The following is an 18813-nucleotide window of genomic DNA, read 5'->3' as shown; positions in this document are numbered from 1 at the left end:
TAGCTAAGGAATTATGGAGGATCAATATGATAAAAAAAGTAATGGTCATGGCTTCACTGTCTGCTATAGTTGGCGGTGGGGTATACTATTTTCTTGTTAGCCCCAATATAAAGGAAAACACTGTATTAACAACTAAAGTGAATCCTACTATTGAATCGGAAGTACAAGGGAATATAGAAGAAAAAGAAGAGCAACAAATTGATTATGCTAGCATATCTCAAAAATTAGATCAATATTTAGTCGGAAAGCAATTCAATGGAACAGTTTTGGTAACAGATAAAGAGCATGTTATTTTGAATAAAGGATATGGGTATGCTGATGTTCAAAATAAAATTGAAAATACGCCTCAGACAAAATATCGTATCGGTTCTATTACGAAAACAGTGGTTGCCACATCTATTTTACAGTTGCAAGAACAAGGGAAATTGAATATTCAAGATAATGTAAATAAATATATTCCTTCATTTCCGGAGAATAAAAATATTACGCTATATCATTTATTAACGCATACCTCTGGTTTACCTGAACACGCAAAAGGCAATGTTAATGCTGCTTCCCGTTTACAGTTAATTAATTGGATTGGACGTCAAAATTTAGAATTTCCTGCAGGAACAGGTTGGAGATATACAGATTATAATTATATGGTGCTTGCTTATATAATAGAACATATATCGAAAAAACCTTTAGGAGATTACATAAAAGAAAATATATTTGTAAAAGCAGATATGTATGAATCCGGCATGGGAAATATGGTGCCTGGAGATAAAAATTTTACAAAGGGTTATGTGAAAAAAATCAAGAGCTTGTACCAGCACAAAAGCTAGGCATGGATTGGCTATATGGTTGTGGTGAGATGTATACGACAGTTGGAGATATGAAGAAATTAGACGAAGCAATTATAAATGGAAAACTTCTTTCAGAACAAAGTATACAAACAATGTTTTCACCTTCAGCGGAACGGAAATATGCATTTAGTTTTTATATATATCCAGATTATTTTCATAATCATGGTGTATTATCTGGTTGGAACACTTTCAATAATTTTAATAAAGAAAAAGGAATTTTTGTTATGTTATTTTCAAATGTGAAAAATAGTATGGATGATGACTTTAATAAAGAGTTCCGAAAGATGGTAAATGATTTATTAGAACAAAGGGGATGAGAAAATGGAACATAAAACTTTATCAATAGGTTTCATTGGTATTGGCGTAATGGGAAAAAGTATGGTTTATCACTTAATGCAGGATGGTCATAAAGTATATGTATATAATAGAACGAAGGCAAAAACAGATTCTTTAGTACAAGATGGTGCACATTGGTGTGATACGCCAAAAGAGTTAGTGAAGCAAGTTGATATTGTAATGACAATGGTTGGATATCCACATGATGTAGAAGAAGTGTATTTTGGTATAGAAGGAATTATAGAACATGCAAAAGAAGGTACGATAGCAATTGACTTTACGACATCTACACCTACTTTAGCAAAACGTATTAATAAAGTTGCAAAAAGCAAAAAAATATATACGTTAGATGCACCTGTCTCAGGAGGAGATGTTGGCGCGAAAGAAGCAAAACTCGCAATTATGGTAGGTGGAGAGAAAGAAATATATGATAGATGCTTACCTTTACTTGAAAAGTTAGGGACAAACATTCAATTACAAGGACCGGCTGGGAGTGGACAACATACAAAAATGTGCAATCAAATTGCGATTGCTTCCAATATGATTGGAGTATGTGAGGCTGTTGCTTACGCGAAGAAGGCTGGACTGAATCCAGATAAAGTGTTAGAGAGTATTTCAACAGGGGCAGCAGGTAGCTGGTCATTAAGTAATTTAGCTCCTCGAATGTTAAAAGGAGACTTTGAGCCAGGATTTTATGTAAAGCATTTTATGAAAGATATGAAAATTGCTTTAGAGGAAGCAGAAAAATTACAATTACCAGTTCCAGGCTTAAGTTTGGCGAAAGAATTGTATGAAGAGTTAATTAAGGGTGGCGAAGAAAATAGTGGAACACAAGTATTATATAAAAAATATATAAGGGGGTAAACGAGGTGGACTTTCAAAAGTTTGATGAGATGATTGATACTTTACAGCGAGCTACTTGTATGCAAATCAATGAAAAACAAAAAGAAGCTTTTAAACAAAAATATGATTTTGAACCAGAATTTGAATATGGAAGAGATGAGAAGGGGCATTATGTAATTCGAACCTCAAAAAAGATGTTAGAAGAAATGGAGTTTTATTTGGCATTGAAATATGATCGTGATGGAGTGGATCTTTATATGCAAGCTGAGATTGATGGTATATTTCATGTATCTGTTAGCTATGGTGAAGATGCCCTACATCTACAAGAATTGTTTCAATTTCTAGAAGAAAATAAATAAAAGTCCTCATTTGAGGACTTTTATTTATTTAGTCATCTTTAATTTTTATAATTATAAGTTAGAAGCACGGCGGCATCGTTCAACCGGGAACGGGATAATTTGTGCGATGTGATTAGGACCAAATTGTTTTGTACGAGCATGGCGTATTATATAAAAAGCACACAGAATTGAAACAGGAATAGCGCCGAATAAACCAAATAATAAAGCGCTTACACAAGATGCGACAAATCCTAAAACACCAATTTCTAACTCTTCCATAATAGCTCCTAAAATAACAGGAAATGCTCCACATGTAACTCCAAGTATAAGTGCGATAAGTAAGCTCATGATTATCCCCCTCTGTTTGCGATATTCTTTTCCTTCTTAGTTAATTGTAGTATATCACATATAAAACAGAATTTTCAGAAAAAATTCAATAAATGTTCAAAAAATGCACTTGAAAAAATCAAGGTGTTAAATTTGTGATGAAATGGTACTTTCAAGTAAATAAAAAATCAGGCTTATTTCAAAATGAAATAAGCCTGTTCCATAGGAGGATGTATATATGTAGAGTGAATAAAAGTTTGGAAAAGGGGATCCAAGTCCTTTTATTCAACTAACTACCTTAATAGATTGGAACCCAGCCTTCAGTTGTAACAAAAATACGAATAGCTACAACTTGGCGATCATCTTGCAAAGTAAAATAATGTCTTGCATTTTCAGGAACAGATATGAGATCACCTGGCTCAAGTTCAACGTCAAAGAATGTTCCGTCTTTTCCTTCAATGGCAAAGATGCCATGACCACTAACAATAAAGCGAACTTCATCATCAGTATGATGGTGTTCTTTTTGAAAATTAATTAATAGTTCGTCAAGGTTAGGTGTGCTATTTGAAAGTGAAATTACATCATGCGCTTTATAACCTCGGCGTGCTGAAACATCAGCAATTTCTTTTGAAAACACAGCTAATATTTCAGCTTTGTTTTCATCTGTTAAAGAATAATTTTCATTTAAATGAGTAGGAAGTTTAGAAATATTCCATTTCTCATATAAAACGCCTTCCTTTTGTAGAAATTTAGATACTTCCACTTCATTTTCAATGCGAGTATTTACTTCATGAATACGAATTTGCGCCATTAGAAACGCCTCCTTGAATTGATAACAGTTTTATATGAAATTGGAATAGAAACTCATAAGCTTCTAATCTCTTCTTTGCATCAAAGCTATCTCGGCCCCATACGGTAATACCGTGGTTACGAATCAATATTGCTCCCGAATCTCCTTGTATATGCTTTCGGAAGTTTTCTCCAAGTGTTGGGATATGGGCATGGTTTTCAATAATAGGAATTTGAATTGTTGCACCTTCTTCCCAAATATCGAGAGCTTTAATAATTTCTTGATTTTGAAGTGTGACTGCATCACTATATAAATTTGTGATGACATTATTATCAGTTGTATGAACATGAAGTACACACCCGGCATTCGTATTGTTATAAATGTGTGTATGCAATATTGTTTCTGCTGAAGGGCGTAATTCAGTCTCTAAAACGGGAACTCCTACATGATCTACTAATAGAAAATCATCTGGAGTGGTTTTTGTTTTATCTTTACCGCTTGCTGTAATAAGAAAAGTAAGTGGTTCATGACTAACCTTTATAGAAATATTACCACTTGTTGCCGGGAACCAATTTCGTGTTGTTAATTCTTTTTTTATCTCGCTCAAGTCATACCATTGACGAAAAAGTTGTTTCATAATTTCACCTCCAACAAAAGTTTTAATTCAGCTTGCACATCTTGAAATGTTTCAAACGGTGTATAAGCAATATGATTTTCTTCACACTTTGTAATAAGAAAATCGCGAGCGAATACTTTATCCGCTTGTTTCGCGGCTTGTAAATCAGTAATAGAATCTCCAATTACAATATGAAAGTCATTTGTATCACTTAATTTACGGATTAATGATGATTTACATAATCCGCAATGATTTTGGCAATGATCATCACAAGAATGAGGCCATTTAACTGTAATAAACTCTGCTGAAAAGTCTGTTTCATTACAATAAATTTGCTCTTTTGGAATGATTCCTTGTAAGAGTGGATAGACGAAGAAATCCATTCCACCTGATATCACGTAAAAAGAAATGTTATTTTCCTTTACGAATTGTATAAATTCATGAAAACCACTACGGATTTCAGCAGTTTCTATTAAAAATTGAATAATATCATCGTGCAGATTAGTAGGTATTAATTGAAATAATTGAGAAACACCTTCTTGAATGGATAGTTCTTGTGATAAAATTTTATTCTTTACTTCTTCGGCTTCTGGTGGTGCGAATTTTTCCATAATGGACATAATGTTATCATTATTTGTAATCGTGCCATCGAAATCACAAAATACTTGAATACTCATAGTTTCACCTCATGAGAGGGATTTCCCCATACTTGTAGTGCACTATGCAAATTTATGTCGTCTACTTCATGGAGCGGTTTATTTTGCAAAGTAGCATCAATTGCAGTACGGAAAGCTTTACCCCCGCCTTGCGCTCCATTTGGATGTCCGTGTATCCCGCCACCAGCATTAATAACAACATCTTTACCGAAATCTCGTACAATAAAGGGAACGAAACCAGGATGAATACCAGCAGACGGAACAGAAAAGCTCTTCTTGAAAAATGCATCGTCTTCAGTTAAATATTTTGAGATAGCAAGAGCCTCCTCTTTTTCTAGCGCAACACTTCCGTATGGAGATGGGAATAATGAAAAGTCAGCCCCAGCATAACGTAGTAGCTTTCCAAGTAATAATGGAGATGAAACTCCATATAACTTGGATGCTGAATAAGCACCACTTACAGCAGGATGTGCCATAATAGGAACTGGGATTTCATCATCTTCTGCAAGTGATTGTAGTACATCTAGTCCGTAAGCAAATGCGTTAAATAATAGAATATCAGCTCCAGCTTCTACTGCACGTTTTGCATTTTCTTTTAAATCAAAAGTTCGTCCTGTTAAATTTACGGCATATAACGTTTTATGTCCGTATGTTTCGTAGACAGATTGTAAAACTTCTTTTCCGGATACAATGCGTTTCGTAAGTGGTGTTAATGCATTTTCAAATAATATTTCATCATCTTTTACTATATCTACACCACCAATTGCTTGATCGCGTAATTGTGTTTTTAAATACCCAATGTTTCGTCCAATCATTCCTTTAAAAATACTCATTAAAAGGGGACGATCATGCACTTGTAAAAGATTTCGAATACCATCTATCCCGAATTTTGGACCAGGAAAATATTTTTTTAACTCGTCTGAAAAAGTTAAGTCAATTAATTTTACTTCGCCATCAAGTGATAGCTTTCCAAATGTAGTCGTTAAAATCGCTGGTAAATCTGGACTGAAGTTTAATAGCGGATATTCGATTTTAATAATTCCGCGTTTTACTTTTTTACGTAAATACGAATTGGTATGTTCATGTTCAGCTAATTCCTCAACATGAATGACGTTGCCTTTATGCTGCTTTAATTGTTCTTGCAATAAATGTGGCAAATGAGTCCAAGAGCCAATTGTTAAACCGAGTGCAATTTGTTCCGCCTTTTTTTCTAAGTGATGTGAATCATCATGAATTAAATATGTCGCTATAATTCCGCTCATTGTTATAACCTCCTAGTTAAATAAAAAAACCTCTCAGCTAAGGAGAGGTTTTTTTACAACCAGCTCCTTATCTGTCAGCGTAATGCTGCGAGAATTAGCACCGTGTCTACAATTGTAGATCGGTTGCCGGGTTTCGTCGGGCTCGTCCCTCCACCTGCTCTTGATAAGAAGTATTTAGAAATGTTTAAATTTTTAAGATAACTGAATTTTGTCAGATATTTTTTATGTTGTCAATTACTTTTTGAAAAAATTCAAATTATCAATTCGATTAATGGCTTCTCGTAATCTATCTTCTGTATGCAAGAGACCAACGCGGACATACCCTTCGCCATGCTCACCAAATCCAACACCAGGAGCAACTGCAACATGTGCTTTTTCTAGTAAAATATCAGAAAATTGCTCAGAGGTATATCCTTTTGGAACAGGAAGCCATGCAAAGAATGACCCTGTTGGAATGTCTACATTCCAACCAATTGAGTGACAAGCTGAAATAAGAGCGTTTCGTCGAGATTCGTAACTATTTACAAGGTCTATTACGCAAGACTGTGAACTTAATAGTGCTTCGCGGGCAGCATCTTGAACTGCACCAAAAATACTAACATACATATGATCTTGTAATAAGTTAATGGTTTCAATGACACTTTCATTTCCTACTGCAAAAGCGATACGCCATCCAGCCATATTGAAAGTTTTCGATAGAGTGTAAATTTCAATACCTGTATTTTTAGCACCGTCTGCTTGTAAGAAACTCACGGGCTTTTGACCATCAAATCCAATAGCGCCGTAAGCAAAATCGTGAACAACTAATATATTATGTTCATTAGCAAAGTTAATGGTTGTATCAAAAAAATCTTTTGATGCAGTAGCACCGGTCGGATTATTTGGATAGTTTAAAAACATTAATTTTGCACGCTCGGCAATAGAGTCATCGATTTTCGTATAATCTGGTAAAAAATTATTTTCTGCAATAAGCGGCATTGTTTCAAATTGTGCTTTTGCTAAAGCAACTCCTGATAAATAATCTGGATAGCCTGGATCTGGAACGAGAATAGTATCACCAGGGTTTGTAAAACAAACTGGTAACTCTACTAATCCAGCCTTTCCCCCAAACAAAATAGCAACTTCTGTTTTTGGATTTACTACTACATCATATTCACGTTGATAGAATGTTGCCACGGCTTCTTTTAAACTTTCATGTCCGCGAAATGGCGGATATTTATGATGAATGGTCTTTTCTGCAGCATCTTGTAAAGCTTTTACGATATGCTGCGGTGTTGGTTGATCTGGATTACCTTGACCTAGATTAATAACATCGTGACCAGCTGCTACGACTTTGTTAACTTTTGCAACAAGTGAAGCGAAAAATTGTGTCGGCAATGATGTTACTATCTCAGAAGGTTGAAATAATTTCATACTTTCCACCTCTTTTGAAAGTTGTTACAATTCTAGTGACAAATGATATAATCTTTCCAGTATTTTGTAAAGAAAAAATAAGAATGGGGCTGACAAAATGAAAGTCGCATGTATTCAAATGGATATTGTTTTTGGAGATGTAGAAAAAAATATTGAGAATGCTAAAAATAAAATAAGCGAAGCTATGAAGGAAAGGCCAGATGTTATCGTCTTACCAGAATTATGGACAACAGGATATGATTTAACAAGACTTTCTGAAATTGCAGATAGGGATGGATTGGAAACGAAAGAAAAGTTAAAAGAATGGTCGAAACAATATGGTGTACATATTGTTGGTGGTTCCATAGCGAAGCAAACGGAACAAGGTGTTACAAATACAATGTATGTTGTAAACAAGGAAGGAGAACTAGTTAATGAATATAGTAAAGTACATTTATTTCAGCTTATGGATGAACATAAATATTTAATAGCTGGTAATGGTACGGGCGAATTTAAGCTAGATGATGTTGAATGCGCTGGAACAATTTGTTATGATATTCGTTTTCCAGAGTGGATGCGTGTCCATACTGTTAAAGGGGCAAAAGTATTATTTGTTGTAGCTGAATGGCCATTAGTTCGTTTAGCACATTGGCGTTTGCTATTGCAAGCAAGAGCAGTTGAAAATCAGTGTTATGTTGTTGCTTGTAATAGAGCAGGAAAGGATCCGAATAATGTGTTTGCAGGTCATTCTTTAATTGTGGATCCTTGGGGTGAAGTTGTAGTAGAGGCGAATGAAGAGGAATCAATTTTATTTGGAGAGCTTGTATTCGAGAAAATTAAAGAAGTACGTAAAGGAATTCCAGTTTTTGCGGATCGTCGTCCAGAATTATACAAATAAAATGTTGACAAGTGATTTTTATTCTTGGTATAGTCTTCAACATAAAGTTAAAAATTCAAAAAATTATATAACTCTTATCAAGAGCAGGTGGAGGGATTTGGCCCGATGAAGCCCAGCAACCGACCGTAATACCATTGTGAAATGGGGCGTTTATTACGCCAAAAGGCACGGTGCTAATTCCAGCAGAAAGTAAAACTTTCTGGCAGATAAGAGGGGAGAAGATAAACTTCAAACCTCTTTCTTAGTGAAAAGAGGTTTTTCTGTGTTAGAAAAACCTCTGAATTTAAAAAGGGGGAGAAGACGATGGGATATTATTCATTAACAGAAATAACAGCTGTACAATATGCGAAAGATCATGGCTATTTTGAAGCGAAGGCAAATGTCATTTGTCATGAAATTGGAGATGGAAACTTAAATTACGTGTTCAAATTAGATGATGGTGAGAAGTCTATTATAATAAAACAGGCACTGCCATATGCGAAAGTAGTTGGTGAAAGCTGGCCATTGTCTATAAAAAGAGCAACGATTGAAAGCAAGGCATTACAAATTTTTGCGCAGTATGTACCGGATTATGTTCCAGTAGTGTACAGTCATGATGAAGAGTTAGCGATAACGGTAATAGAAGACTTATCAAGACTAACAATTACAAGAAAAGGATTAATAGACGGAGAAGAATATCCGCTTTTATCCCAGCATATCGGCCGTTTTCTAGCACATGTTTTATTTTATACTTCAGATTTTGGTTTACAGTCAGAAGAGAAGAGGGTACTAGAAGGTACCTTTGTAAATCCGGACCTTTGTAAAATTACAGAGGATTTAGTGTTTACAGATCCGTTTGGACATTATGATACAAATGATTATGAGCCAGATTTACAGCTCGTGGTTGATGAACTTTGGAGTGATAAAACTTTAAAACTAAAAGTAGCACAATATAAATATAAGTTCTTAACAAGAAAAGAAACTCTTATTCATGGTGATTTACATACTGGTAGTATTTTTTCGTCACCTTCTGAAACGAAAGTGATTGATCCAGAATTTGCGACATATGGCCCATTTGGATTTGACATAGGTCAATTTATTGCAAATCTATTATTAAATGCTTTATCTAGAGAAGAAGAAAAAAGAAGTGTACTATTTTTCCATATAGAAAAGACGTGGAGTTATTTTGTAGAAACTTTTACAAAGTTATGGATTGGAGAAGGTATAGAAGCATATACGAAAGAAAAACAATGGTTACCAATTATTTTGCAAAATATCTTTACTGATGCAGTTGGATTTGCCGGATGTGAACTAATTCGTAGAACAATTGGTTTAGCTCATGTAGCAGATTTAGATGAAATAGAAAATAAAGAAACAAGAATTCAAGCTAAGAAACAAGCGCTATCCTTAGGAAAAGAACTAATAAAATATGAATCTAAAAGTGCTGATATTCAACTGTTTCGAACATTATTTCAACAGACAGTTTCAAGGGGTGTAAAAGCATGAGTACAATCGTTACTGTTCCGAGATCTGTAAGTTGGAAAGGTGATGCAATTGCGGTATTAAATCAAACGAAATTGCCACATAGCACAGAATACAAAACATTAACGACTATTGAAGAGGTTTGGAAAAGTATCATAATGTTAGAAGTACGCGGAGCGCCTGCAATTGGAATTGTAGCTGCATTTGGCTTGGCGCTTGCAGCGAAAAAATATAATACTTTACATATCGAAGAATTTCAAAAGAAGTTTAATAGAGACTGTAACTATTTAGGGACATCACGCCCAACGGCAGTCAATTTATTTTGGGCAATTGATCGTATGAGAGAATCTATTCGAGAGATTACTACAATAAAAGAAGCACAAAAAATATTAGAAGAAGAAGCGCTTCGTATTCAACAGGAAGATGAAAAGGTGTGTCGAAATATTGGGGAATATGCGTTAACATGTTTTAAAGATGGCGATAATATTTTAACAATCTGTAACGCTGGAAGTATCGCAACTGCCAGATATGGAACTGCATTAGCTCCCTTTTATATTGGAAAAGAGAAAGGTGTGCGTTTACATGCATATGCGTGTGAAACGAGGCCAGTTTTACAAGGTGGCCGTTTAACGACGTGGGAATTGAAGCAAGCAAATATTGATGTGACCCTTATTACAGATAATACTGCAGCTCATGCTATTCAAACGAAAGAAATAAACGCGATTATTGTGGGGGCGGATCGAATTGTCGCAAATGGAGATACAGCCAATAAAATAGGGACAATGAATTTAGCTATTTTAGCAAAGCACTTTAATATCCCATTTTACGTTGCTGCTCCACTGTCAACATTTGATGTTACGAAAGAAACTGGAGCCGAAATTATTATTGAAGAAAGAGATGAAACAGAAGTTACGAAAATCTTTGGAAAACAAGTAGCACCAATTGGAACAAATGTTTATAACCCTGCATTTGACGTAACGCCGAATGAATTAATTACAGGTATTATTACTGAGAAAGGGATTTTACGTGGAGACTATAAAAAAGAAATTCTGACATTATTTGAAAGACAAGCTGAAATTTAATAGCTTGTTTTTTTATGCCTAAATGGTCCATTATTCCTTATTTATATAGTGAAAGGAGGAGAGAAAGATGGAAGAATGGATCAGAATGATAGGTAATGTAGGGTTTCCAATTGTTGTAACATTATATTTACTTCACCGTATTGAAAGTAAATTAGATGGGGTAATTGTTGCAATTGAGAAACTCCCGCGGCAATTACTAAAGTACGAAGATCCTCGCGATAAAAAATAAAGTTTGCTCTTCTTGAGCAAACTTTATTTTTTATTGAGCAGTATAACCACCATCGATAATGACAGCTTGACCAGTTATACCTTTAGCTTTTTCACTCGCTAAAAACATAGCATAATCAGCGATTTCTTGTACTTGTAATAAGCGCTTTTGTGGGACGAGTGGATAAATAACATCTTCTAAAACATTTTCAAGTGGTACATTTCGTGTAGTAGCTAAGTCTTGTAGTTGATTACGTACAAGAGGGGTATCGACATAACCAGGGCAAAGGGCATTAACAGTAATACCATGCGTAGCACCTTCTAAAGCAGCAACTTTTGTTAATCCAATTACGCCATGTTTTGCACTATTGTAGGCAGCTTTTCCAGCAAATCCGACAAGGCCGTTAATAGAAGCGACATTAATAATACGACCATATTTTTGTTGTTTCATAATCGGAAAGGCATGCTTAATTGCGATAAACGGAGCAATTTGCATAATTTGAATTAGTAGCTCGAACTTTTCAGTTGGAAAGTCTTCAATGGGTGAAACATGTTGCATTCCTGCGTTGTTAATTAATATATCTAATGAACCGAAATGATCAACTGTTTGAGAAATTGCTGCTGTAATTTCCTCTTCAGATGTAACGTCACATTTTAAACCGATAGCTTGAAAATCTTCATTTTGTAATTGTTCAGCAGCTTCTTTTGCACGTTCTTCAAGCCGATCGGTAATCACAACTTTTGCACCTTCTTTTGCAAAAGCCTTTCCCATTTCATAACCAATACCACTCGCAGCACCAGTTAAAAAGACAACTCGATTTGTAACCATGATGAAAAACATCCCTTCATAATAAAGTTTTCATAGTGCACTATTTAGAGAGGCTACAATGAAATTCCTGCAAACATTTGGAAAAAATATCGTTAGCTATCTTGTTTTGCAAAATAGTCTTTGCTATACTATTTTGTAAAGCAAGATACTTACGCTTATCTATCTTGTAAAACAAGATAGTAGGAGGATTTAAATTATGTCGACAAGTCAAATGCTGAAAGGGATTTTAGAAGGATGCTTACTTGCTATTATTTCTGAAGGCGAAATATACGGTTATGAAATGAGTGAAAAGCTAGCGAAGTATGGTTTTACAATGGCGAGTGAGGGAAGTATTTATCCGTTATTAATACGAATGCAAAAAGAAGGACTAATAACAAGCGTAATGAAGGAATCTCCATCTGGTCCAAAGAGAAAATATTATACATTAACTGAAAAAGGCGAGGAAGCACTTGATGAATTTATGGATCGCTGGGAAACGATGCAAAGTAGTGTAGAACGTCTACTTGAAGGGAAGGGGGGGAAAAATAATGCTATCAAATGAAGCACGAAAGTTTTTATTAGATATGAGATTATTTTTGACGGCAAAGAGTGTAAAAGAAAGTGATATTGAAAACTTTTTAGAAGATGCAGAGTTGCATTTAATAGAAGGTGAGAGTAAGGGGAAGAGTGTAGAAGATATTTTCGGAAGCTCACCGAAAGAATATGCAAATGAACTTGTAAAGGTAATGGAAAAGGATAGATGGGAAACGTGGAAGCAAATTGGTTTTACAGTAATGAATATCGTATCATTTTGGATTATTGCTTCTATCTTAATAGTGAATAACGGAATGTTACAGATTTCACTTATTCAGTGTATCGGTTATAGTTTTTCATTTATTTTAGTTGTTATAGGTCCTAATTTTCTACTTCGCAAAATGACCTTCGTAACAAGCTTTACAAAAACATGGTTTTCTATGTGGTCTCTAGTTATGATTACTCCAATGTTTTTATTAGGAGCTGTTACGATATTAGATGTGATATATCCGACAAAAATGCTCACATTCACCGAAGTGCAAAGTTATATAGTGGCTGGTGGGATTTTTATCATCACAGTAGCTATAAATATATATTTTGAAGGATGGTTTAAAAATTTATATTTAATCATTCCACTTTCAATTATGTTAGTGTTTAAAACATTTACATCGGAAGATCTCGTGCCAATGTTATTTCAAATTATATGTTTATATGGAAGTTTATTTATTTTAATTTTCGTTGAAATTATGATGAAGACGAATAGAAGAGAAGCGGTTTAATAAGGGAGGGATTATTATGAAGATTTCTAAAGAAGGGGAAAAGTTTTTAATCGATACGAAAGTGTATTTAATAACAAAAGGAATTAAAGAAGAAGATGTGGACGCCTTTCTAGAAGATGCAGAGCTTCATTTAATAGAAGGTGAGAAAGAGGGAAAGACGGTAAGTGATATATTTGGTGATTCACCAAAAGAGTATGCGGAAGAATTAGCGAAAGAGATGGAGAAGGATAAAAGCGGGAGTATAAAAAGTATCTTAGGAATGATAATTGGGATAGGTGGATATTGGTTACTTACAAATATTTTATTTGGAAATCCGAATCAACAATTTACATTAACAAATGTACAGTTAATTGGTTATCCAATCGTTTTAATTATTACGATTATTGGAACGATTGTTGCGTTTAGAATTTCTTCTTTTAAAAGTAAATTAGTAGAGTTTGGAATTATTTATGTAATAGTGATGATACCTATTTTATTATTGGTGTTATTAATGTTTATGAATAAATGGTATGGGACGCCAATTTTACAATTGTCGACAATGCAGACATATATATTAGCAGTAACTATATTTTTATTACTTCTTATTGGTGAAGTATATGTTCTTGGTTGGATAGGTGTTGTGGTACTAATTGTTCCTCTTGCAATTATGTTCTTATTTAAAGACTTAGAAGAAAGAAATGTATTTTGGGGAATTGCAAAGATCTTACTTATGTATGGAAGTATATATGGATTAATGAGATGGTCTTTAAAAATTGAAGAAAGAAAAAGTGTGAACTAGAAGTTCAATAAAAAGCGGCTGCTCTGGATATATCAAAAATTATTTCCAAAGAAATATTATATAGGGATTTTTAGAGGGATTACATTTATATTTAGTTGTCTATTTTTATTTCTAGCAGCCGGGATTTGGTTTTTTGATCGGAATAAATTGTTTTAAACAGTAACATGAGGGTTACTGTTTTTTTCTTTGTAATAAAGAGCTTTGTAAAGAGAGGGCTTTTTGTTCTGCAGTTAATAAGGAATGAATATGAACGTTTTCTGGACGAGGGACTATCGGATACATAAGATTTGTTGGAGAAGGATGGTGCTCCGAGCCGGTTGGAGAATGAGGATCTGCATGAGTAAGTTTTCCATGAACACGTCTTGTAAATAAAATATGACCGATTTCGTGAGCGAGCGTATATATATTTTTCATAGGGGCAGCCGAATTTGTTAAAACAATATAGCCGGTAAGTTGCTGTTGTTTTGCTAAAGAGTAAGCGCAGGCAATTACTGCTGTTTCTTTGAAATAATCACTGCCAATATAACAAATATAAAGGTCGCATTCAGGAGCTTCATTTACACATGTTTGGAAAAAGGATGCCAACTTTTCTTGACTTTGAATGGAATTTCTATAACTGATTTCACGGTCAAAAAAACGGAAAAGTTCATTTAATACAATTACTTCTTGAATTTGAAATGTAATGGGGTGCCAAATTGATTCTGCAACAGCTAAATCTTTTGCGATGCGGTCATCAGAAATATCGGCGCCGGGAGTAATGCAAATACATATATTGACGTATGGATCCATAAGGAACACCTCAAATGAAAAAGTTCTTCCTATAATATATGTGGGAAAAAGATGTCATGTATGGATAAACGCCTTCTTTATTGAATATATAGATGACAAGTCGAAAAAATTTCATAGTTCTATAACATGGTGTGGTCGTCTTTTTGATATAGTAAAGGAAAGGGGGAGAATATATGTATACATTAAAAATCGTTTCAGACAGAGAAGCACTTTATCAATTTGCGAGTTATGTAAGAGTTGTACAAGGGGTTGAAGATGTATATGTAGAGGTAGGAGAACCTTTATATGAACATCCTTTAATGAAGTTTTATGTACATATTAAGCTGAAAGAAACATATGAGCAGCATAAAGCGTTACAGGAAATAGCAAGATTAGTAGAATTGGGGCGTTTTACATATGTCCATTATCGTAATGATGAAATTGAGGAAGCTTTTGAAGCTGTAAAATATGAAAGTTTTAAGAAATAAAGGTGAAAAAAAGGAGGCGAAAGCTTCTTTTTTTCTTTAAAATTACATGAACAAAAAGAGAAAAATTTTGTTATGATAAGGGAGGTTAGGGAAAGGGGGATTTACATATGGGGTATATTGAAGAGTTACGCAAAGTCGTTGGTACAAGGCCGCTTATTCTCGTAGGATCAGCAATCATTATATTAAATGATAATCAAGAAGTATTGCTTCAATATCGTTCAGATACATATAATTGGGGTGTACCTGGTGGGGCGATGGAACTGGGCGAAACGACAGAAGAAACTGCACGTAGAGAGTTATTTGAGGAAACGGGGTTAACTGCAAAAATAATGCAATTTCTTGGTGTTCTATCAGGAAAAGAAGTATATTTCCGTTATCCGAATGGCGATGAAATTTTCAATGTCATTCATCTGTATCAGGCACATCATGTGAGTGGGGAATTAAAGCTCGATCATGAAGGGTTGAAACTCCGATATTTTCCAGTAGATAAGTTGCCAAAATTGAATGAAACGACAGAGAAAATTTTACAAAAGTTTTTATATGCACTGACAGAATAGAAGGTTAATTCCTTCTATTTTTATTATATGAAATATTTTGATTTTTTAGTATGTTTATAGTATGATAGTTATAGATATACATCTTATGGAAGTTCACCTAAAAACTTACTAGGGTACATAAGAGAGGGGCAAGTACAAAATGCATAATGTTGTTATTACAGCTGCAGTTCGTTCGCCAATTGGAACTTTTGGAGGAGCGCTAAAAAATGTAACGCCAGTAGAATTAGCTGTTCCTGTACTTCAGGAAGCTGTAAAACGAGGCGGGGTAGAACCACATGAAGTTGATGAAGTAATTTTAGGTCATTGTATTCAAAGAACTGATGAAGCAAATACGGCGAGAACAGCTGCATTAGCGGCAGGATTTCCTGACACAGTTACGGGATATACAATCCAACGTCAATGTTCTTCAGGTATGCAAGCAATTATGTCAGCTGCAATGCAAATCCAATTAGGTGTAAGTGATGTTGTTGTTGCAGGTGGAGTAGAAGCGATGAGTTCGAGCCCTTATGCATTGAAACAGCACCGCTGGGGACAACGTCTACAGCACGGAGAAATTCGTGACACGGTGTGGGAAGTGTTAGAAGATCCGATTCACCATATTATGATGGGTGAAACAGCGGAAAATTTAGTTGAACAATATGAAATTACAAGAGAGGAACAAGATGAAGTTGCTCTTCGCAGTCATACATTGGCACTGAAGGCAATCGAGTCTGGATATTTTGACGATCAAATTGTTCCTATTACAATAAAAGAACGTAGAAAAGAAGTAGTATTTTCGCAGGATGAGCATCCACGTGCAGATATTACAGCGGAAAAATTAGCAGGGTTAAAACCAGCATTCCGTAAAGATGGATCTGTAACTGCAGGTAATGCATCTGGCCTGAATGACGGAAGTGCAGTTCTAGTATTAATGAGCGAAGAAAAAGCGAAAGAAAAAGGCTTACAACCGTTAGCTAGAATTGTTGGATATTCAGTAGCTGGAGTAGACCCGAAAATTATGGGTATTGGACCAGCACCAGCAATCCGAAAAGGATTAGAGAAAGTAGATTGGTCATTAGAAGATGCAGATTTACTTGAAATTAATGAAGCTTTCGCGGCTCAATATTTAGCTGTAGAGAAAGAGTTAGGCTTAGACCGTGAAAAAGTGAACGTAAACGGTAGTGGCGTAGGACTTGGGCATCCAATTGGTTGTACAGGGGCTCGTATTACAGTAAGTTTAATTCACGAATTAAAAAGACGTGGTTTAGAAAAAGGAATTGCCTCTTTATGCGTTGGTGGCGGTATTGGGGTTGCCTTATTTATAGAAGCACTATAAAAAAGAAGCAGCTATTGCTGCTTCTTTTTTTACGACTTAAATAGATGATGGAATAATCGATCGCGATTTTCAAAGAAAAGTTTCGTCGTTTGGTAATGCTCAGTTTCTTCTAATGTGGATTCGTGAATTCCCTCTTGTGTTAAAGAGTATATAGTAGATTCAGGGTAAGCCATTAAAATAGGAGAATGCGTCGCAATAACAAATTGTGAACCTTGTTCCGCTAGCTCATGCATTCGAATGAGCATGGAAAGTTGTCTCATCGGTGATAAAGCTGCCTCAGGCTCATCTAAAATGTATAAACCTTGTCCTGAAAAACGGTTCATAAATAAGGAAAAGAATGATTCACCGTGAGATTGTTCGTGTAGTGAAACGCCGCCGTAAGATTTTATAGCATCTATTTCATCAATATAAGAAGCAACGTTATAAAATGATTCAGCGCGAAGAAAGAAACCGTCGTTTGGTGTATTGAAACTTTTGGAAATTCGAAGGTATTCATGTAAAGATGAATGTGAATCGTTTGTGCTAAAGCGGAAATTCTTCGTTCCACCTTCTGCATTAAAACCTAACGCAATTGCAATTCCTTCAAGTAATGTTGATTTACCTGTTCCGTTTTCTCCAATAATGAATGTTACATTTGGATGGAAAGCTAGTGACTGTAATGTTCGAATAGCGGGTAAACAGTAAGGATATGCGGAAAAACTAGGGATATTTTCTTTTTTTAATGTGACATTTTGTAAAAAGGGTACGTCAATCAATATATAAACCTCAATTCATAACGGATTTTGAATTTAAAAAGGCAGCAAATAAAAGTGTTAATGACACCTGAATCCCTTCTTGTTTTTTGAATATTTTATGTGGATTATATCATTTAAACTATCATATTCCAATGTGAAAATAAATATTGCATGAAGATCCATTCTCTCGTTATGATATATGGTATTCTATTGAAAATGTGAGAAGGAGTTAAAGTATGCCGTTTACATTTGCACATCCAGCAGCAGTTCTTCCTTTTGCGAAAAAGCATTCTAAACATATTTCAGTAACGGCTCTTATATTAGGTAGTATGGCGCCTGACTTTGAATATTTTTTACACTTTAGACCCTATGGTGTTATTGGCCATACATGGCTTGGGTTCTTATATTTAAATTTACCGCTTGTATTTCTACTCGCATACATATATCATTACATTTTAAAAAAGCCGTTTATAACGCATTTGCCTAAACCGTTTGCTGGTTATTATTCATATGCAATAGATGAGAGGTGGGGGCTACATACCTGGAAAGAATTCTTTGTATTTTGCTATTCTGCATTATTCGGTATGCTCACGCATGTCGTTTGGGATGCATTTACTCATAATACAGGCTATTTCGTTATGAAAATACCATTGTTACAAATTGAATTACGCAGTATTCCATTGTATAAATATATGCAACATGGGAGTACATGTGTTGGCTTATTATTGCTATTATACGTACTATGGAAGTATAAAGATGAAACAGGGAAAGATATGATTGTAGCTTTAGAAAAAAGAAAGTATTGGGTTTCTATAATCATTGTGACAGCTTTTATATTTATCGTGCATGCGTTCTTAGATCCTTATTTTCATATTTTCCAAATTGGAGGTATAATAGTATCTGGACTGACAAGTTCATTTTGTGGAATTGTCATTGTTTCTATAGTTTACAAAGCAAGGGACTAATTTTATATTCATGAATGATAGCGTTAGGAGAAAT

22 protein-coding genes, 2 pseudogenes and 2 riboswitches are annotated in these 18813 nt (G+C 34.8%); of the genes and pseudogenes, 15 read left to right on the top strand and 9 right to left on the bottom strand.

All coding sequences use genetic code 11. From position 1 onward, the window contains the following. Window positions 1–26: 26 nt before the first annotated feature. The 3 genes and pseudogenes from F3I02_RS11990 to F3I02_RS11980 all read left to right on the top strand — a co-directional run bounded on the left by F3I02_RS11990 (window position 27) and on the right by F3I02_RS11980 (window position 2383). A pseudogene (locus F3I02_RS11990) lies at window positions 27–1162 on the top strand (serine hydrolase domain-containing protein). 4 nt (window positions 1163–1166) lie between these two features. Continuing rightward, window positions 1167–2045, top strand: coding sequence for an NAD(P)-dependent oxidoreductase (locus tag F3I02_RS11985; protein ID WP_000400427.1), 879 nt, complete (start codon window positions 1167–1169; stop codon window positions 2043–2045). A 5-nt stretch (window positions 2046–2050) separates the two neighbouring features. Continuing rightward, window positions 2051–2383: a DUF3909 family protein gene (locus F3I02_RS11980; protein WP_000347327.1), complete on the top strand. Its 333-nt coding sequence runs from the start codon at window positions 2051–2053 to the stop codon at window positions 2381–2383. Window positions 2384–2434: 51 nt separating this feature from the next. Here F3I02_RS11980 and F3I02_RS11975 read toward each other — a convergent pair whose 3' ends face one another. The 6 genes from F3I02_RS11975 to F3I02_RS11950 all read right to left on the bottom strand — a co-directional run bounded on the left by F3I02_RS11975 (window position 2435) and on the right by F3I02_RS11950 (window position 7426). Next, on the bottom strand, window positions 2435–2710 hold the full coding sequence (locus F3I02_RS11975; protein ID WP_000054659.1) for a hypothetical protein: 276 nt from the start codon (window positions 2708–2710) through the stop codon (window positions 2435–2437). 277 nt (window positions 2711–2987) lie between these two features. Beyond that, window positions 2988–3500 carry a 1,2-dihydroxy-3-keto-5-methylthiopentene dioxygenase gene (locus F3I02_RS11970; protein ID WP_000057326.1) on the bottom strand — a complete coding sequence of 171 codons (513 nt, stop codon included), beginning with the start codon at window positions 3498–3500 and terminating at the stop codon, window positions 2988–2990. Then, window positions 3478–4116 (bottom strand): methylthioribulose 1-phosphate dehydratase, encoded by a 639-nt coding sequence (locus F3I02_RS11965; RefSeq protein ID WP_000811342.1) that lies wholly within the window; start codon window positions 4114–4116, stop codon window positions 3478–3480. Before F3I02_RS11965 ends, F3I02_RS11970 begins: the two co-directional genes overlap by 23 nt. Beyond that, the gene (locus F3I02_RS11960) at window positions 4113–4772 is read right to left on the bottom strand and encodes a 2-hydroxy-3-keto-5-methylthiopentenyl-1-phosphate phosphatase (RefSeq protein ID WP_000027462.1); all 660 of its coding nucleotides are present in this window, start codon (window positions 4770–4772) and stop codon (window positions 4113–4115) included. Before F3I02_RS11960 ends, F3I02_RS11965 begins: the two co-directional genes overlap by 4 nt. Further along, window positions 4769–6013: a 2,3-diketo-5-methylthiopentyl-1-phosphate enolase gene (gene mtnW / locus F3I02_RS11955; RefSeq protein ID WP_196478017.1), complete on the bottom strand. Its 1245-nt coding sequence runs from the start codon at window positions 6011–6013 to the stop codon at window positions 4769–4771. The genes F3I02_RS11960 and mtnW overlap by 4 nt, the downstream gene beginning before the upstream one ends. Before the next feature lie 64 nt (window positions 6014–6077). After that, window positions 6078–6183: riboswitch (SAM riboswitch) on the bottom strand. 64 nt (window positions 6184–6247) lie between these two features. Beyond that, entirely contained in the window at window positions 6248–7426 is a 1179-nt protein-coding gene (locus F3I02_RS11950; RefSeq protein ID WP_000765530.1) for a pyridoxal phosphate-dependent aminotransferase, read from the bottom strand. A gap of 97 nt (window positions 7427–7523) precedes the next feature. Between F3I02_RS11950 and F3I02_RS11945 the strand changes: the two genes are divergently transcribed. The 4 genes from F3I02_RS11945 (at window position 7524) to F3I02_RS11930 (ending at window position 11075) form a co-directional block, all read left to right on the top strand. After that, window positions 7524–8303 (top strand): carbon-nitrogen family hydrolase, encoded by a 780-nt coding sequence (locus F3I02_RS11945; protein ID WP_002164162.1) that lies wholly within the window; start codon window positions 7524–7526, stop codon window positions 8301–8303. A 71-nt stretch (window positions 8304–8374) separates the two neighbouring features. Next, window positions 8375–8516: riboswitch (SAM riboswitch) on the top strand. A 90-nt stretch (window positions 8517–8606) separates the two neighbouring features. Next, on the top strand, window positions 8607–9788 hold the full coding sequence (gene mtnK / locus F3I02_RS11940; RefSeq protein ID WP_000542669.1) for an S-methyl-5-thioribose kinase: 1182 nt from the start codon (window positions 8607–8609) through the stop codon (window positions 9786–9788). After that, window positions 9785–10846, top strand: a complete 1062-nt coding sequence (mtnA, locus tag F3I02_RS11935; protein ID WP_000104606.1) for an S-methyl-5-thioribose-1-phosphate isomerase — start codon at window positions 9785–9787, stop codon at window positions 10844–10846. The genes mtnK and mtnA overlap by 4 nt, the downstream gene beginning before the upstream one ends. Before the next feature lie 67 nt (window positions 10847–10913). Further along, a complete protein-coding gene (locus F3I02_RS11930) occupies window positions 10914–11075 on the top strand; it encodes a YvrJ family protein (protein ID WP_000393344.1) in 162 nt (53 codons plus the stop codon). Window positions 11076–11105: 30 nt separating this feature from the next. On the opposite strand, the gene F3I02_RS11925 is transcribed toward F3I02_RS11930, so the two are convergent. Further along, complete coding sequence (locus tag F3I02_RS11925; protein ID WP_000258425.1) at window positions 11106–11882, bottom strand: 3-hydroxybutyrate dehydrogenase; 777 nt, start codon at window positions 11880–11882, stop codon at window positions 11106–11108. Window positions 11883–12078: 196 nt separating this feature from the next. Between F3I02_RS11925 and F3I02_RS11920 the strand changes: the two genes are divergently transcribed. The 4 genes and pseudogenes from F3I02_RS11920 to F3I02_RS33890 form a co-directional block, all read left to right on the top strand. Next, window positions 12079–12423 (top strand): PadR family transcriptional regulator, encoded by a 345-nt coding sequence (locus F3I02_RS11920; RefSeq protein WP_000107980.1) that lies wholly within the window; start codon window positions 12079–12081, stop codon window positions 12421–12423. Further along, complete coding sequence (locus F3I02_RS11915) at window positions 12410–13174, top strand: DUF1129 domain-containing protein (RefSeq protein ID WP_000950438.1); 765 nt, start codon at window positions 12410–12412, stop codon at window positions 13172–13174. Before F3I02_RS11920 ends, F3I02_RS11915 begins: the two co-directional genes overlap by 14 nt. Window positions 13175–13190: 16 nt before the next feature. Next, the gene (locus F3I02_RS11910; RefSeq protein WP_000703258.1) at window positions 13191–13952 is read left to right on the top strand and encodes a DUF1129 domain-containing protein; all 762 of its coding nucleotides are present in this window, start codon (window positions 13191–13193) and stop codon (window positions 13950–13952) included. 12 nt (window positions 13953–13964) lie between these two features. Beyond that, window positions 13965–14108: pseudogene (locus F3I02_RS33890) on the top strand (DNA-binding protein); the annotation flags it as partial. A 15-nt stretch (window positions 14109–14123) separates the two neighbouring features. On the opposite strand, the gene F3I02_RS11905 reads toward F3I02_RS33890, so the two are convergent. Then, window positions 14124–14741, bottom strand: coding sequence for an ImmA/IrrE family metallo-endopeptidase (locus F3I02_RS11905; protein ID WP_000371610.1), 618 nt, complete (start codon window positions 14739–14741; stop codon window positions 14124–14126). 173 nt (window positions 14742–14914) lie between these two features. Between F3I02_RS11905 and F3I02_RS11900 the strand changes: the two genes are divergently transcribed. The 3 genes from F3I02_RS11900 to F3I02_RS11890 all read left to right on the top strand — a co-directional run bounded on the left by F3I02_RS11900 (window position 14915) and on the right by F3I02_RS11890 (window position 17080). Then, window positions 14915–15208, top strand: a complete 294-nt coding sequence (locus F3I02_RS11900) for a DUF3928 family protein (RefSeq protein WP_000288330.1) — start codon at window positions 14915–14917, stop codon at window positions 15206–15208. Window positions 15209–15315: 107 nt separating this feature from the next. Beyond that, on the top strand, window positions 15316–15765 hold the full coding sequence (locus F3I02_RS11895) for an NUDIX hydrolase (protein ID WP_002164161.1): 450 nt from the start codon (window positions 15316–15318) through the stop codon (window positions 15763–15765). A 139-nt stretch (window positions 15766–15904) separates the two neighbouring features. Beyond that, complete coding sequence (locus F3I02_RS11890) at window positions 15905–17080, top strand: acetyl-CoA C-acetyltransferase (RefSeq protein ID WP_000552079.1); 1176 nt, start codon at window positions 15905–15907, stop codon at window positions 17078–17080. Between the two features lie 29 nt (window positions 17081–17109). Here F3I02_RS11890 and F3I02_RS11885 read toward each other — a convergent pair whose 3' ends face one another. After that, the gene (locus F3I02_RS11885; protein WP_000568002.1) at window positions 17110–17835 is read right to left on the bottom strand and encodes an AAA family ATPase; all 726 of its coding nucleotides are present in this window, start codon (window positions 17833–17835) and stop codon (window positions 17110–17112) included. A 215-nt stretch (window positions 17836–18050) separates the two neighbouring features. Here F3I02_RS11885 and F3I02_RS11880 point away from each other — a divergent pair, with 215 nt between their 5' ends. Then, window positions 18051–18779 carry a DUF4184 family protein gene (locus tag F3I02_RS11880; RefSeq protein WP_001116858.1) on the top strand — a complete coding sequence of 243 codons (729 nt, stop codon included), beginning with the start codon at window positions 18051–18053 and terminating at the stop codon, window positions 18777–18779. The last annotated feature ends 34 nt before the right edge of the window (window positions 18780–18813 follow it).

This window comes from Bacillus sp. SRB3LM, assembly GCF_015712745.1.
GTDB lineage: Bacteria > Bacillota > Bacilli > Bacillales > Bacillaceae_G > Bacillus_A > Bacillus_A thuringiensis_K.
The sequence above is the reverse complement of the archived record's forward strand: the minus strand, read 5'-3'. Positions and strand labels throughout refer to the sequence as shown.

Bases quoted from the DNA above. Each gene is read 5' to 3' on its own strand.
- F3I02_RS11985 (WP_000400427.1), top strand. From the start codon at position 1,167: ATGGAACATAAAACTTTATCAATAGGTTTCATTGGTATTGGCGTAATG.
- F3I02_RS11975 (WP_000054659.1), bottom strand. From the start codon at position 2,710: ATGAGCTTACTTATCGCACTTATACTTGGAGTTACATGTGGAGCATTT.
- F3I02_RS11970 (WP_000057326.1), bottom strand. From the start codon at position 3,500: ATGGCGCAAATTCGTATTCATGAAGTAAATACTCGCATTGAAAATGAA.
- F3I02_RS11965 (WP_000811342.1), bottom strand. From the start codon at position 4,116: ATGAAACAACTTTTTCGTCAATGGTATGACTTGAGCGAGATAAAAAAA.
- F3I02_RS11960 (WP_000027462.1), bottom strand. From the start codon at position 4,772: ATGAGTATTCAAGTATTTTGTGATTTCGATGGCACGATTACAAATAAT.
- mtnW (WP_196478017.1), bottom strand. From the start codon at position 6,013: ATGAGCGGAATTATAGCGACATATTTAATTCATGATGATTCACATCAC.
- F3I02_RS11950 (WP_000765530.1), bottom strand. From the start codon at position 7,426: ATGAAATTATTTCAACCTTCTGAGATAGTAACATCATTGCCGACACAA.
- F3I02_RS11945 (WP_002164162.1), top strand. From the start codon at position 7,524: ATGAAAGTCGCATGTATTCAAATGGATATTGTTTTTGGAGATGTAGAA.
- mtnK (WP_000542669.1), top strand. From the start codon at position 8,607: ATGGGATATTATTCATTAACAGAAATAACAGCTGTACAATATGCGAAA.
- mtnA (WP_000104606.1), top strand. From the start codon at position 9,785: ATGAGTACAATCGTTACTGTTCCGAGATCTGTAAGTTGGAAAGGTGAT.
- F3I02_RS11930 (WP_000393344.1), top strand. From the start codon at position 10,914: ATGGAAGAATGGATCAGAATGATAGGTAATGTAGGGTTTCCAATTGTT.
- F3I02_RS11925 (WP_000258425.1), bottom strand. From the start codon at position 11,882: ATGGTTACAAATCGAGTTGTCTTTTTAACTGGTGCTGCGAGTGGTATT.
- F3I02_RS11920 (WP_000107980.1), top strand. From the start codon at position 12,079: ATGTCGACAAGTCAAATGCTGAAAGGGATTTTAGAAGGATGCTTACTT.
- F3I02_RS11915 (WP_000950438.1), top strand. From the start codon at position 12,410: ATGCTATCAAATGAAGCACGAAAGTTTTTATTAGATATGAGATTATTT.
- F3I02_RS11910 (WP_000703258.1), top strand. From the start codon at position 13,191: ATGAAGATTTCTAAAGAAGGGGAAAAGTTTTTAATCGATACGAAAGTG.
- F3I02_RS11905 (WP_000371610.1), bottom strand. From the start codon at position 14,741: ATGGATCCATACGTCAATATATGTATTTGCATTACTCCCGGCGCCGAT.
- F3I02_RS11900 (WP_000288330.1), top strand. From the start codon at position 14,915: ATGTATACATTAAAAATCGTTTCAGACAGAGAAGCACTTTATCAATTT.
- F3I02_RS11895 (WP_002164161.1), top strand. From the start codon at position 15,316: ATGGGGTATATTGAAGAGTTACGCAAAGTCGTTGGTACAAGGCCGCTT.
- F3I02_RS11890 (WP_000552079.1), top strand. From the start codon at position 15,905: ATGCATAATGTTGTTATTACAGCTGCAGTTCGTTCGCCAATTGGAACT.
- F3I02_RS11880 (WP_001116858.1), top strand. From the start codon at position 18,051: ATGCCGTTTACATTTGCACATCCAGCAGCAGTTCTTCCTTTTGCGAAA.